This window comes from Pseudomonas sp. PAMC 29040 (assembly GCF_003994535.1).
Lineage (GTDB): Bacteria > Pseudomonadota > Gammaproteobacteria > Pseudomonadales > Pseudomonadaceae > Aquipseudomonas > Aquipseudomonas paraversuta.
The window spans coordinates 262,528-275,460 of sequence record NZ_RZAA01000007.1 but is presented as its reverse complement, the minus strand read 5'-3'; the positions used below and the strand labels follow the sequence as shown (position 1 = coordinate 275,460).

The window sequence follows — 12,933 nt, the reverse complement described above, 5'->3', positions numbered from 1 at the left end:
AGCACTGCGCGATGACTTCCCGCCCAGTGACACGCAGCAGGCAGACCAAAGCCCCGGCGGCACTGGACAAGCCGGTGAAGCGTCGAACTCCCTGACTTTCCCGCGCCCATAAAAAACCCCGCAGACTTGAATCTGCAGGGTTTTGAAGGTGCAGGTCGAAGCCGCAATCGAACCGGCACCGGCGATTTTCGATCCACAGATATTATCCTGAAAATCAGCCAGTTATTGAAGAAATCCAGTCCATGAACGGAGCAGATTTGCGAGCCGCTACGTCAGGCTGATCGCTGCGGCCAGTCCAGAGGCAGGTGTTTGTGGACAGTCGGGGGGGGGCTTTTGATTGCCGGGGGGATTCACATGCCGGCCATGGCACTGCTGCCATCATTTTGCTCGAGTTTTTCACCGGGCTTGATTTCAGTAAACCGGCCGACTCCCTTGATCAATGGCAAGTTAACAACTTTGAAAAGTAGCATATAGCCATACACCCAACTTGCTTTGCTTAAAGAGCGGGCATTCATTAGTGCTTCCCCCAAGATGTGCAGTGAAAGTAGAGAGTGGCGCCACACTTAAATCCGCCCCTGGGCTCTTCGAACTGACTGTTCCCAGGCTCGTTAAGCAGTGACAAACATCCTGGCTGTAGTTAAATCCGGGTTGAAACGCCTGATCGGGTGCATTCACTGCAACCTTGATCAGCAGCCAGGACCGCCTCGCACTGGTTATCGCGACCCTCAAGGGCACGCCATACATAATCATCGACAGAACATTGCCCGCGTCAAACAGATCGTAAGGTTGCCGAGCGTGCCGTCAGAATTGTCACCACTGCTCCCATCAGCACAGCAACCACCATGGTCGAGTTGCCCAAAGACTACTTGTACTACCCCAGCCGCCGACAGCCCTCCCCCGCCTTTACGCTAGTTGCCAATGCATTGCGCCTGTCGGGTAGAAGGAAACGACCGGGTCAAAGATCCCGATAACCCTGAGAAGAAAAAGCCCTGCTTCATTCGCCTGAAAGCTCTGGCGCCGATGTGCTTAGCGGCTCTGGCCGAAGTTCACACTGGGCTGGTGCATCATGAAGGTGATGGGTTCGTGATTATCACTGCTGCCAGTGATCAGGGGATAGTCGATGGTCTTTGGTGTTCTCAACCGAGCATGCGAGAGAGTGATCGGGAAACGACCTAGATTGAAAAAGCACGGATGGGTTGGTGCTGAGCGGTTGCCAGCCAACTAACGACTTTGAGTGAAGCCAGGTTGGAAATGCTGCGGGCCATTTGAGAAGCCACGGCTTTGAGCCGACCAGGCTGCTGAAGTCGTAAATGTGAAAAATCACAATGGTAGATTTACGGGTACACCCACTGCAATCGATGCCCAGCTTGGTTTGACGATTCCCCGCAAGCTTCCAGGGGGCTTTAGCCTAGCCCCCTGGCGTCCTGTCGAACGCACACCGACCCTATCTTAAATTGTCTGCTAGCCCGTCAACCCAGAACGGCGTAAGTCGTCCTCTTGACGACATAAACCTTAAGCAGCCTTCAGCCACTTGGTAATTTTCCGAATGGTGGCCTTCCAAAACGATTCGTTTGCTGCTGCTTCCTTCACTGGCTTGGTCTTGAGACTGACCTTGGACAAAGCGACACGCCATAATTCATCACTGCCCAGCCAGCTTTCGCCGCTTGCAGTGTTGTCCCCTGAAAGGACAAACACACGCTGAAGCCCATACTGCTCGTTTTTGATAGATTCCCCGCGTGCTTCATTTATCACAAGAATATCGATCTCTGTGTTGGGGAACCGCTGCCTCAAAAACCGCCGCAAAATGATAGCGCCAGTCCTATTGGCGTTGAGCCTTACGAGCAGAACCCGATCAGCACTCTCGATATCCTCAATCAGCCTGGCCAGCCTGACGGCTATTTTGCTCTTCATTACTGCGATGGCTTCACTGACGCCGTCTTTGCAATCTGAAATCAGCAAGTCGTGAATTGAGCGATACCCTGTAGACGTATCGGTTACATCCATGCAGTCTTTGTGCGTGCCGTTGACCAGAATGTTATCGGGTAGAAAAAGATGATCTACTCCGTCACGAAAAATTTTGACGACTTCTGCAAGGTTTTGCGATGCAAACCAATCAAATGGTCCGCTCGATGTACGAAGCCCTGATCGTTTCAGGCGCCCAGCAGGCTGACACTTTCTCCCAAGACTCGCCACCAGATCATATCCGCCTGTCGGTACTTCAAGTTCTGTCAACTGCATTTAAGGGCTCTTCCATGAAATTTTTGTCATAAAGGCAAATGTTATCATGGCGACAACGAATTTTGTCTGTTTCGATGTTATCGGATTAGGCCTGCTCCCCACTCGACGCTTCGCCCAGACATGGACACCCTATGCTGCTGATCAGAAAAGCCACCTTACCGGTCCTTGCAATTATCCTATCTATGAATAACGCCACTGCAGGGAATAAAGACGTAACCCAATCGCCGCCTTACATCATGCGCGCATCGTTGTTCGAAGAGCTCACCGAGCATCGTGACGTCGTGATGTTCGGAGATAGCCTTACGGCTAGAGGCGAATGGCACGAGTTTTTCAATGGTGTGTCCCTGGCAAATAGAGGCATCGGCGGGGATACGACAGTTGGAATGCTTTCACGCATTGCCCCGATTCTGGCCATGAAGCCTAAGGTCGTTTTCATCATGGCTGGCGTCAACGATGTGGCGGCCAGAAGAACCGCACCCGAAATCGTTCAAACCTATCAGCAGATTGTCAACAAATTTGCAGAGCAGGGAGCTGAGGTGGTGGTGCAATCAACACTTTATGTATCAAGGCGCACTCGCTTATCGCATAACGCAGTAATCAGCGACATCAATGCAGATATGGCGTCGTTTTGCTCAACCTCCAAGCACTGCAAATTTATTGATCTGAATGCCTCAATGTCTCCCGCTGGGCGCCTTGCACGCTCATATACAGGCGACGGAGTTCATCTAAATGGAAAGGGGTATATGACATGGATGAAAGCTATCCATCCAGCCATTGCCCAATTTTCTAGCAATAAAGAATGACGTACCGGAAGTTATCTTCCGGTACCCATCCATCCGGCGGGTTGTAGTGATCAACTAATTCCGGACACGGCGTTAGTTTTTTCTCGGTCTGCGCGGGCGTTAGCCCGCCATTGAACTGATGAGGTCGTATTCAGTTGTAGCGATGCATCAAGGAATCGACAAAGCCAACGATCCTTCCGAGTTGCAGGGCCACGACCAGTTGCCCTGGCTTTAATCAGCTGTTCATAAAACTCCGGGATTCTTTCACCCATCCAGCCATTGAGTTGCTCCGGGGTATATAGTCCGTTCGGCAGCTCGGCGATTGACTGCCGAGCGACATGGAAAATAGCGTGGCCATCTCCTGATCATGCTGTTCGAAGGTCCGCCTCTGGCCGAAGGTTGCCTGTCAAAAGGGGCCGCAATCGAAAGAATGCAGTGATACGGCGATTATGGCGTTGGCGCCCAAGGGACTTGGACAACGTCATGCTCCTACCGCAAATCTTGTAACAGTTGCCCAACAACGAGGGCTTCGACAGCGCCTTCACTGGCGCCAGTGCAAAAAACAGCGCAACAAGCCGATGAATCACCTTTGCAGGTACGGTACACAGCAATGACGCTACCAGGGCCGCAACCTGTATGTCCGCTGAGGGTAAAGCCCCCTTCGATCGAACCCAGCATCAACCCCAGGCCGTATCCCGGCGTCATCCATGGACGTCCCGGAATCGGGCCACCCAATGCTTTTGCTATCTGCATGTCCTGGAGCAAGCCCGAAGGGAGCAAATGCCCCGCGAGAAGCCGGTCGAGGAATAGTGCTGCTTGCGAAACAGGGCCGATCAGCAAGCCATGATAAACCCAGCCGGGGTCATAACTTGATGTGCTCCCAAGGCAGGAATCGGGTAAATCTGCCCGGGTTCTAGCGAAGCGAACGTTCGAGAGGCCCAGCGGCTTCAGTGTGTATCGACTCACTGCCTCTTCGAGCGACAGATCAGTCACCTGTTCAATAAGCCTGCCGATGAGCAGGTAGCCAACATTCGAGTAACGCCAACCGGCTCCGGGGCTATATCGAAGCCGGGCACCATCAAGGCGCTGCATCATCTCGTCGACTGTCCAGGCGGCCTCACCGTTGGCGACGGCGGCGTGATAATCCGCAAGCTCGGCATAATCGGCGAGCCCTGCTTCATGTCGAAGCAGTTGGCGCAACGTAAAAGGCTGATCAAGAATCGAAGCGTCCAGTGCGACCCGGCCATCACGCACCAATGACAGGGCGGTAGCGGCCAGGACGGTCTTCGTAAAGCTCCACCAGGGCACCGCCGGCTCTGATCGACCGGACATTGATTGCTGACCATTTGATACACGTGAGCTCAGCATTGACTTCCCTGAATTGTTGAGCAGATTGACAGCCCGACAAGATATCCCATTCACCTCCACGCGGGAGGGTGAAAAGTCAGGCTCCGGCTTTTGCAATGTTCTGAGTGACTGGATTGTTTGGGCCAACCCGACATGGACATTCATCTGGTGATTCAGCAATGACTCCCAGGCCCCTCTTGCACCATTTGCCAGCAGACTGAAGACAGTAGACGTCACAGATGCAGAGGCGCCAGCGGCGCGTGCCCCAAGACCAGATCGGCGCCCTTGTCGCCAATCACCACAGTCGTGGCATTGGTATTGCCGCAGATCAGATTGGGCATGACCGACGCATCGATTACCCGTAAACCCTGTACCCCGCGTACACGCAGATCAGGCGTGCAGACGGCCATCGGGTCATCAGCATGCCCCATACGGCAGGTGCCCACAGGGTGATAGGCAGTGGTGAGCAAAGGCTCCATCCAGTCCAGCCATTGTTTGTCGGTCTGCACCTGCGGGCCGGGTCGGACCTCAGTGTCGATCAATCCGGCCAGCGCCGGCTGTTTCGCCATGTCCCGTAACCAGCGCAATGACCAGATCAGCGCACGACGGTCACGCGCGTCGTGCAGATAGTTCATGGTGATCGCCGGGTGTTGATCCATGTCGCGGCTTTTGAGTCGTACATGGCCGCGTGAGAACGGCCGCCCCTGAAAGGGCCCCAGCGTCATGCCCTCGAAACGGTCCGGTTGCGCGGCCTTGTCGCTGTCGCCATCGCTCTGGCCGGTCATCGGCAGGCCGAATACCTGAATATCGTTATACGCCAGATCGGGATCGCTCTTGAGGTAGCAGCCGAATTCCGCGGGCGGGCTCGTCATCGGCCCGGTGCGGCTCGCCAGGTAACGCAGTACCGAGCCCGCCAGGCCCACGCCACGGAACCGGCTGTTCATCCCGCACACGCCCGGTTTTAACCTCCAGCACAACGGCGCACTCACGTGGTCCTGCAGGTTTTCGCCCACCCCGGGCAAGTCCACCACAACCGGGATACCCAGGGCCTGTAACTGCGAAGCCGGCCCGACGCCCGAGACCATCAGCAACTGAGGCGACTGTACGGCCCCGGCGCACAGCAATATTTCGCGCCGGGCCTTGGCGAGGTGGCGGCTGCCATCAGGCAGGCTGTATTCCACGCCGGTTGCGCAGAGCCCTTCAAAAACAATCCGCTGCACCATCGCCCGCATCACCAGCTTGAAATTGGGTCGGCGCAGGGCCGGCTCGATCGCATTGCTGGCAATCGAGGAGCGCCGACCGTCACGGAAATTGACCTGAAAGACTCCCGCCCCCTTGGCCTGACCATCATTGAAATCGTCGACCTGTTCCAGGCCCGCCTGTACGGCGGCGTCAACCATCGCGTGCGTCAACGGGTGCACTGACGGCAGGTCGCTCGCCGAAAGCGGACCGCCCCGGCCATGCCAGGCATTATGAATGCGCTGCTGATCTTCGGTTCGCACAAAGTGCGGCAACAGCTCCGGCCAACTCCAGCCCGTGGCGCCCGCCGCGACCCAATCGGCGTAATCATGCTGGTGCCCGCGGATATAGATCATGCCGTTGATCGAGGACGAGCCGCCGACGAGCTTGCCCCTGGGCATCTTCATGCGGCGGCCGCCGGCATACTTTTCCGGCTCGGTCTTGTGCATCCAGGAAAATCTGGGGCTGTACGTCATTGCTCCCCAACCTGCGGGCATTCGAACTAAAAAATGCTTGTGACTGCCGCCGGCCTCCAGCACCAGCACCCGGTAGCGGCCGTCTTCGCTGAGACGCGCCGCCAAGGTGCCGCCCGCTGAGCCGGAGCCCACCACGATAAAGTCAAAGGCGTCCGTCAACATTGATCTCCTTGTCATACGTTTAAAAAGCACCCCTGCACTTCGCCGGATCGGCTCCTGCATGAACCCGGAGCCCGGGCCTTTCAATCCTTTCACAACCACCCCTGTCGGTACTTACCTCTTTCGGACTAACCGGGCTCAAGGGCACAGCGTGGGCCACCCTCCAGCGCGTAATGTTGTTCACGGAATATTGCCAACACTCTGCGAAGGCTGAATAAAAGGCTTTACGCAGCTTGCCGCAAGAAACCGCAGCCGGTGTTCGAGGCCCTGGCTTCGCGGTACTCGACATGGTTAGTCCGGCCGGCGAACTGGATCAGGCCACGCTCACGATGCTTCTGACCGGCGCCATCAGTCCGGGGCGTATTGCCCAAGCGCCTTGCCTGGGAGCCGGTGCTGTACTCAATCAGTTACAGGTCGCTGCCCCGCTCGCGCACATAGAGCAACTGTCCGGACCAATGACCAATTTTGGCGATAAAAACTGCCACGCGCTTCAGACTGACGATCTGGTAATGGCTCATGGCAGTGTTTAGTGCGGACACAAAAACGCCGGCTGATTGGCCGGCGCCGGGGGAGGATCTGCAGCCGTTGCTGCGTGGTAGCAGGGCCAATATCCAGTTTGGCAGAGCTCCCAGGGACTTGCTGCCCCTCATCCAGCACCAGACTGGCGGCATGGACCTTGAATTGGCTCGAAAGGTTTACGCCTATCCAAACACCTCAGGTTTGAGCGCCATCGTCGCGCCCGATTGAAGTGTCCAAAATTATAAAGCCAGTTCACTGCACCACCTCCACAGTCAGTGAATCCATCGACCTCCACTTTGTTAAAAGCAACCCTACAAACTCCAATGGTTACCTCAAACCTCTCGTCAGACTACCTTTAACAGCCTTCAAATTACCCTTGAAATCTAACGGCTGACGGCTAGTTTTTTCCTCAGCACCACCGTCCCACCCATACGTTTATCAACGATGCTCACCATGGAGAGGTTCAATTATGATTGCCCCTAAAATCATCCCCACCCGCACAAAAAAGGCTGGCGCGCACTTTGGGCCTGTTTGCCAATGTGTACCGGCACATAACCGGTGGAGCCCGGAAACCCAAAAGCAATTGGGATACCTGTCGAAGATGGGATTTAAAGCCGAGTTCGTAGAGGTGGTGCCAAAAGGCTTCATCATCGAGCCGAACGGCCGTCGTATCACGGGTCAACACGTCGAGGAGTTATGGCAAAACTACCAACAAAGTGAAGAGCATAAAAAAGGTCGGGCTTACATGGCGCCAGACCCTTGGTACATTGCCTCCCCCGCGGCAGTGAGCAACGTCAAAGTGTTTGTTAATGATATTTTCAATGCTGGATGGAAAGATTTTATCCAGGCGGCGCTAAACGAATGGAACAACCCCGACCTGGAGTCTTGTATCAATATTCAGTTTGTCGATACTCCCGATGAAGCCAACTGTCAGGCAAATATGTACTGGACAGAGGACGGCCAATTGGGATGGGCCGAATGGCCATGGGGCTACCAGGTCGGCGTGTCGGTCGATATTAATTACTTCTATTACGAGCAGTTCGGAGCTGAAATTTATTACAACACCATCGTTCATGAAATGGGGCACGCCATGGGCCTGACGCACTCAGGAGGCGAGGATAGCAGCTTCCCTGTTGGTTTCCCTGACCTGTTAGTGCCCGGTACCAGCCCCGAGCCGAACCCCAATGACGTGATGTACACCTCCGGCCACGAGTGGAAAGGCTTTTCTGCTGATGAAAGAAAGGCGATCAAGTATTTGTGGCCAGCCTCCGGTAAACGTTGACGAGTTTGAGGGGCATATCCAAACGTGTGATATGCCCCTCATGTCCCTGCCTGGTTGCCGCCAAAGCTCTGTTACTTAACGATTCGGGCTTGCGGAACTAGTCATGAACATGTGATTTTTCTTGAAAAACAACCGCAATATCAGATCAGTTAATACATGACGCATTATGCAATCGACCAAGATCTCAGCACATTCGATTTATGCTTTGGTGTCAGTTGCAATCAGTAAACATGCTGAATTTCCAATTCAGTTTCACGACACTTCAGTCAGGGCGAGCACAAACTTTGAGGAAATTGTGACCTCCATTCGCTCCGTAGGTCAAATCAGTGAAATGGTTAAAGATGGCCGATACGATCAACTCTCGAGGTCTATCAATATCATTGGATTGGTGACCTCTTTTGGTGATTTTTTCGACAATGTAAAAAAACAGCTAAAGCTGAATCCTCAGGATATAAAAAAACCGATCGAGTTACTCAGCCACACTCGACCTCGATTGCTCGTAAGGCCCGCCGCGCTGAAAACTGCTCACTGCGTAAACGCTGAGTACGACCTTAATGCCCGAGTCTGCGATGACTACTCGCTAAGATGGATCAACTGTGTAATTAATTTGCGGCATATTTTCATGCACGAGTGCGGCAACTATACAGACACGTATTCCCAAGACATGTTCGCCACATGGGTGGGTATGAAAAAAGGTGAGCCAATCACTTTCGGTGAAAATCAATTCGACTCGGTACTGTGGTTCCTGAACGACCACGTACGTGACTTTGTTGAGCGGTTCGACAAAAAACTTTCACAATGAAACACTAAATCGCTCGTCGCTTCATAGACTCTTCCGGCCTCATTGCAGGTGACATATTAGCGATATGCCCTTTGATCAAGCCCTGTATCAAGTGCCGGATCACTCCAGTTGACAGGCTCATCTCCCGGTACACAGTGCTGCCGACTAGCATCAGCACAGATGATGCTGGCGTTCACGGCAACGCGTTCGCCTTCGCCTTTGACCAGACCCGCGTCCATGCAGCGACGCAGCACTTCATTGAACAACCAGCGAAACAGATCACTAAAACCGAAGCAGCTTCAACATCTAGACTCTACAACCCCTATATATCGAGTATTTACGTGAGTACCCCCACTACAATCGATGCACAACGATGCACAACTTAGCTTTACAATTCCCCGCAAAAGCCCCTGTGGTCTTTCGGCGCCATCTGATGGCGTTCTGCCACGATAGCAGAGCCTAATTTGTGGATTTTGGTTTCAATACAACGTAGGCAATACAGCTCCCTGCGCTCGAAGCTGATAGTCAGTAACTACTTGGAATATCGATTCTGCCAGCAATCGCAGGCGCTCTACTTCCTCAGGAGAGCTTCCATTTGATTCAGCTTCACGATGGCGCCGTATAGCTTCGCTAGCCTGCTGGAGCAGCGGTTCCCCAGCCGCCGTCATTCCCAGTATCGTCCTCTTCATTAATACTCACCCACTCAATAGTGATATCACTATAGCAGCTACCCACTGAGGGTTAGATATTGGTCGGAACGGTGTGATTCGAACACTCGCGCCTTATTGCCAACCAACTAAACCCTTATCTTACTTACTATAACACGCACCCCTATCACTATTACGTAGCACTGTTTCACCCCCCTTTTGCAAACGCGCTAACAGCTGGAATTAGAATACGCTAAGATCATCCTGTTGCTGAGAGTAGGTATATCCAGCCTTAACCCCTTAGGTTAAGAAAAACTAAACGGAGCGTGGGGAGCGGGCGACCAGCCAAGTTGAAGTCGAATAGGCGGGTTTGCGCAGAGTGACGGGAAATCGCAGTACCGACCAACCCACGCGTATCAATTCCGCGAGTGGTAGCAGAGCAGTATTTTCACATCCGGCTAGTTAGCAAAATCCGCATCGTGTATCCACTCCCGCTTGCCGACAGTATGACTATATTTCAATTAGACGGTAGCCCCAATAGATGTATCGGATGTTGATCTGTGTATTTAAAGTACCTCGAGGAGTAGCACAGTAGAACCACGGTAGGTCCCAGCGGTAGTTGGCGACTTGGTCAGTTCGCCATTTACAGTTACTCGCGGGTTGGTTCCGCTTACGGTTAGCACTTCCCGACCACTTTCTTGGAATGACAGTCGGACCGTTCCATCCCCGCCGACCCCTACCTGACCTCCATTTTCGATGGTTAGCCGGATTGTCGCTTCGGAGTCACAATGGATTTCCACGGGACTTGACTCTTTCAACCGCTCACCGACCCGTCCGCGCATCGTAATCGATACTTCAGCACTTGTGCACGAGGTGTCCCAGAGCGTATACACCACCGGGATTTCAATTCGAAACATGGTGCCTGCCCAACCTCTGCTGTCATCACAGGACCCACCCCAGAACAGTGGTGCATCCCCACGGCCGGTTATGAAGCCGGTGCCAATCATCGCTTGCGCTATCACGACGGCGGCTTGTTCGGGTGTTTCGCAAAATACGTTTGATGGAGGTCGTTGCCCGCGCGCGCAGTTGTCGCGTGACTCCACCTTGCTGCTGCATCGATTGAAGGCAGTGGTGTTATTGTACGTGTACATATACTGGGTTAGACCGTTCCGCCCCCCGCGCCCTATGTATGCGGCACTTTCAAGCCCAGACACACTAGTCAGCCTCCATTCCAGGAACCCAGGGTCCGCAGTGGGATATGCCTTCATATAGGCAGTAGCTCCGGATACAGTACCCACCCACACGCTGAATGCGGTCGTGGCGATTGCGGTTATGATTGTTAGGGTTTTCATTCAGTCGGCCCAATATGGTTCGTGGCTGTTCACTTAAATGCCTGCCCCCTCCAGCAGCGGTTCTTCGCCCGACCCGGGGGTGCGTACAGTTGGTTTGTCTTATCGTTACTTGGACGCGAGAGAAGCAGGGTTCCCGCCCATCCGCATTGCCCATATGTTCCACCGTGCCTCGTACGCCTGCACCCGCTCGGTGGTTTCTGTCATTGACAGTCCCCGTCGTCTGGCTTGCTCGTAAAGCCGCAGTCGTTGTACACGATGGTTTTCTAATGCGCGGGGTGCGATGGTGGTCCCCGCGGGGGTGAACCATACGCCCAGCCAATCAAATCCATGTTCTATCCTCCAAAGCTGGGTTTTATCCGGATGCGTTTCAAAACCACCCAGGTTAAAAAACTCATGCAGTTTCTTCACGCAGCGCCGCAGTTGCCAACGCGTGCGTGTGAGCAGCACAAAGTCGTCCATATAGCGCGCATAATAGATACCCTCCAGTGCAGCAAAATGGCTATCCACGTGGTAAAGCAAAACTGCACCCATTAACGGGCTGAGCGCACAACCCCGACAGATCCCTTGGTCTGGGGTAAAATTATCTCCACCGTCCTCGATGCTGTAATACAGATATTGCCCGACGAGATCGGTGAGCACCGGGTCAGCAAGGTTCTGGCGCACGATACCCAACAACTGCTCTTTTCGGATATGGCGGTAATAACCGCGAATATCGGTGCGATAGACAAAGGGATAATGCCCCGAGGCTAGTGCCCGCCACACGTCCCTCACCGACAGCCTTCCCCCGCCCCGGCCTTTGATATGGACGCAGCGCTCATGCATCGGCAGCTGGCTTTCCACCTGCAACGCAACCCACTTCAGAACCAGAGCATCCTGTGCACACCACTGTATCCAGCGACCATCGTGAGACCGATGTAGCTGCATCGGCTGCAGGCGATAATTACCGCGACACACCTGCTGATACAAAGCCTCACCTTGTTGCGGCCAATGAAAACGCAGGTGCCACACGTCCGCATTTGGTGGTGCATGCCGGCGTCGTGCCTTTAACCAGACATACGCCGCCAGCCAATCACTATCAGCCTTATTCATATTCCAGGTTGAACGTGGCAATAGCATTGAAGGGCCCGCGTTCAATGCTATTGTTGGCTATTGCATCCGGCTCGCCCTGCACATAGGCATGTACCGTCAGGGTGTTGTTACCGTTGACCAATCGAACGCCTTGGTCGGGCTTATTCAGAGGTAATTTCTGGCCGCCCGGGGTTTCCATTCCAATGGCAATGCCGCTGGCCTGGCTGGCACCGTCAATCGCAAGCAACCCGGCCAAATGCGGGTTTTCAATTCCGCTGAAGGTCATCTTGACTGTTCTACCCAGACTCACATCGCACTCTGTCAGGCGTATATCAAACGGCTGGCCGTGGGTGCGCTGGTTGGTATAGAGGTACTTGTCGATCACCGTGCCGAAGTCCAGCGTCACGCTCTCGCCTCCAGGCGCAATGACGCAAGGTTCTGCCACCAGGGTGCCGTGCAGCCGAACATTCTTACCCTGCGCCGAGGCGTTATGCACCAACGCCAGCGCTAGCACCAACCCCAGCGCATACGGATACCGTTTACGGCAGTTCATTGGTACACCGCCCGCAACGTCGCAGTGGCCTCAAACGGCCCCTCCACCAAGGTCGCGCCAACCCGCTTGACCGGCACGGCCGACAGAATCGGCGGGGTGGTCAGGTTGACGGGGATCGGCTTGTTCAACTCAAAAGGCACGCCGTTTTGTCTGATCTGGATCGCCAGGTCAGTCACGTTGCTGTCCACTGCCGCGGCATCGTAATCCGCCGGGGTACCGATAATTTCCAAGGTCATGTCCCGGGCACTCACACTCGGATCGCACTTGATCCGGTACTTCATCACTTGCAGGTAGTTCACGCCATCCACCTTTTTCACACCCACCCGACTGCCAAAATCCACATCCACCTGGTCATCGTTATTAATGGTGCACGGCGGCGGCTCAATCAGAGTGCCGGAAAATTTCAAGTTGTCCGCTGCCATACCTGGCGCGCTCAAAGTGGCACTGACCAATAACAGCAGCATGCCTGCATACAGTTTCATCACGTCGC

General features: G+C 54.3%; 11 protein-coding genes and 3 pseudogenes. 4 read left to right on the top strand and 10 right to left on the bottom strand.

The window, feature by feature from the left end; translation table 11 throughout:
* Window positions 1–350: 350 nt before the first annotated feature.
* Window positions 351–515, bottom strand: a complete 165-nt coding sequence (locus tag WG29040_RS24355; protein WP_165878371.1) for a hypothetical protein — start codon at window positions 513–515, stop codon at window positions 351–353.
* Between the two features lie 348 nt (window positions 516–863).
* Between WG29040_RS24355 and WG29040_RS24735 the strand changes: the two are divergent.
* Window positions 864–971, top strand: a pseudogene (locus WG29040_RS24735) (hypothetical protein); the annotation flags it as partial.
* Window positions 972–1,512: 541 nt separating this feature from the next.
* Here the strand turns inward: WG29040_RS24735 and WG29040_RS15245 are convergent.
* The gene (locus tag WG29040_RS15245; RefSeq protein ID WP_127196472.1) at window positions 1,513–2,238 is read right to left on the bottom strand and encodes a DUF1796 family putative cysteine peptidase; all 726 of its coding nucleotides are present in this window, start codon (window positions 2,236–2,238) and stop codon (window positions 1,513–1,515) included.
* 131 nt (window positions 2,239–2,369) lie between these two features.
* Here WG29040_RS15245 and WG29040_RS15240 point away from each other — a divergent pair, with 131 nt between their 5' ends.
* Window positions 2,370–3,041: a GDSL-type esterase/lipase family protein gene (locus tag WG29040_RS15240; RefSeq protein ID WP_010657313.1), complete on the top strand. Its 672-nt coding sequence runs from the start codon at window positions 2,370–2,372 to the stop codon at window positions 3,039–3,041.
* A 468-nt stretch (window positions 3,042–3,509) separates the two neighbouring features.
* Here the strand turns inward: WG29040_RS15240 and WG29040_RS15230 are convergent, their stop codons facing one another.
* From WG29040_RS15230 to WG29040_RS24570, 3 genes and pseudogenes are all read right to left on the bottom strand, one after another.
* A complete protein-coding gene (locus WG29040_RS15230; protein ID WP_127196471.1) occupies window positions 3,510–4,388 on the bottom strand; it encodes a serine hydrolase in 879 nt (292 codons plus the stop codon).
* Window positions 4,389–4,600: 212 nt separating this feature from the next.
* Complete coding sequence (locus WG29040_RS15225) at window positions 4,601–6,244, bottom strand: GMC family oxidoreductase (RefSeq protein WP_127196470.1); 1,644 nt, start codon at window positions 6,242–6,244, stop codon at window positions 4,601–4,603.
* Between the two features lie 266 nt (window positions 6,245–6,510).
* Window positions 6,511–6,850, bottom strand: a pseudogene (locus tag WG29040_RS24570) (glycoside hydrolase family 19 protein); the annotation flags it as partial.
* A gap of 379 nt (window positions 6,851–7,229) precedes the next feature.
* Here WG29040_RS24570 and WG29040_RS15220 point away from each other — a divergent pair.
* Both WG29040_RS15220 and WG29040_RS15215 read left to right on the top strand, forming a co-directional pair.
* On the top strand, window positions 7,230–8,042 hold the full coding sequence (locus WG29040_RS15220) for a hypothetical protein (RefSeq protein WP_127196469.1): 813 nt from the start codon (window positions 7,230–7,232) through the stop codon (window positions 8,040–8,042).
* 166 nt (window positions 8,043–8,208) lie between these two features.
* The gene (locus tag WG29040_RS15215; protein ID WP_127196468.1) at window positions 8,209–8,844 is read left to right on the top strand and encodes a hypothetical protein; all 636 of its coding nucleotides are present in this window, start codon (window positions 8,209–8,211) and stop codon (window positions 8,842–8,844) included.
* A gap of 95 nt (window positions 8,845–8,939) precedes the next feature.
* On the opposite strand, the pseudogene WG29040_RS15210 reads toward WG29040_RS15215, so the two are convergent.
* The 5 genes and pseudogenes from WG29040_RS15210 to WG29040_RS15190 form a co-directional block, all read right to left on the bottom strand.
* A pseudogene (locus tag WG29040_RS15210) lies at window positions 8,940–9,116 on the bottom strand (IS5/IS1182 family transposase); the annotation flags it as partial.
* A gap of 186 nt (window positions 9,117–9,302) precedes the next feature.
* Window positions 9,303–9,512 (bottom strand): hypothetical protein, encoded by a 210-nt coding sequence (locus tag WG29040_RS24565; protein ID WP_127196467.1) that lies wholly within the window; start codon window positions 9,510–9,512, stop codon window positions 9,303–9,305.
* 1,415 nt (window positions 9,513–10,927) lie between these two features.
* Entirely contained in the window at window positions 10,928–11,911 is a 984-nt protein-coding gene (locus WG29040_RS15200; RefSeq protein ID WP_127196466.1) for a reverse transcriptase domain-containing protein, read from the bottom strand.
* Window positions 11,904–12,443 carry a fimbrial protein gene (locus tag WG29040_RS15195; protein ID WP_127196465.1) on the bottom strand — a complete coding sequence of 180 codons (540 nt, stop codon included), beginning with the start codon at window positions 12,441–12,443 and terminating at the stop codon, window positions 11,904–11,906. Before WG29040_RS15195 ends, WG29040_RS15200 begins: the two co-directional genes overlap by 8 nt.
* Window positions 12,440–12,925: a fimbrial protein gene (locus WG29040_RS15190; RefSeq protein WP_127196464.1), complete on the bottom strand. Its 486-nt coding sequence runs from the start codon at window positions 12,923–12,925 to the stop codon at window positions 12,440–12,442. Before WG29040_RS15190 ends, WG29040_RS15195 begins: the two co-directional genes overlap by 4 nt.
* Between the last annotated feature and the right edge of the window lie 8 nt (window positions 12,926–12,933).

Excerpts from the sequence above, each read along its gene's own strand:
- WG29040_RS24355 (WP_165878371.1), bottom strand. The coding sequence starts at position 515 with ATGAATGCCCGCTCTTTAAGCAAAGCAAGTTGGGTGTATGGCTATATG.
- WG29040_RS15245 (WP_127196472.1), bottom strand. The coding sequence starts at position 2,238 with ATGCAGTTGACAGAACTTGAAGTACCGACAGGCGGATATGATCTGGTG.
- WG29040_RS15240 (WP_010657313.1), top strand. The coding sequence starts at position 2,370 with ATGCTGCTGATCAGAAAAGCCACCTTACCGGTCCTTGCAATTATCCTA.
- WG29040_RS15230 (WP_127196471.1), bottom strand. The coding sequence starts at position 4,388 with ATGCTGAGCTCACGTGTATCAAATGGTCAGCAATCAATGTCCGGTCGA.
- WG29040_RS15225 (WP_127196470.1), bottom strand. The coding sequence starts at position 6,244 with ATGTTGACGGACGCCTTTGACTTTATCGTGGTGGGCTCCGGCTCAGCG.
- WG29040_RS15220 (WP_127196469.1), top strand. The coding sequence starts at position 7,230 with ATGATTGCCCCTAAAATCATCCCCACCCGCACAAAAAAGGCTGGCGCG.
- WG29040_RS15215 (WP_127196468.1), top strand. The coding sequence starts at position 8,209 with ATGCAATCGACCAAGATCTCAGCACATTCGATTTATGCTTTGGTGTCA.
- WG29040_RS24565 (WP_127196467.1), bottom strand. The coding sequence starts at position 9,512 with ATGAAGAGGACGATACTGGGAATGACGGCGGCTGGGGAACCGCTGCTC.
- WG29040_RS15200 (WP_127196466.1), bottom strand. The coding sequence starts at position 11,911 with ATGAATAAGGCTGATAGTGATTGGCTGGCGGCGTATGTCTGGTTAAAG.
- WG29040_RS15195 (WP_127196465.1), bottom strand. The coding sequence starts at position 12,443 with ATGAACTGCCGTAAACGGTATCCGTATGCGCTGGGGTTGGTGCTAGCG.
- WG29040_RS15190 (WP_127196464.1), bottom strand. The coding sequence starts at position 12,925 with ATGAAACTGTATGCAGGCATGCTGCTGTTATTGGTCAGTGCCACTTTG.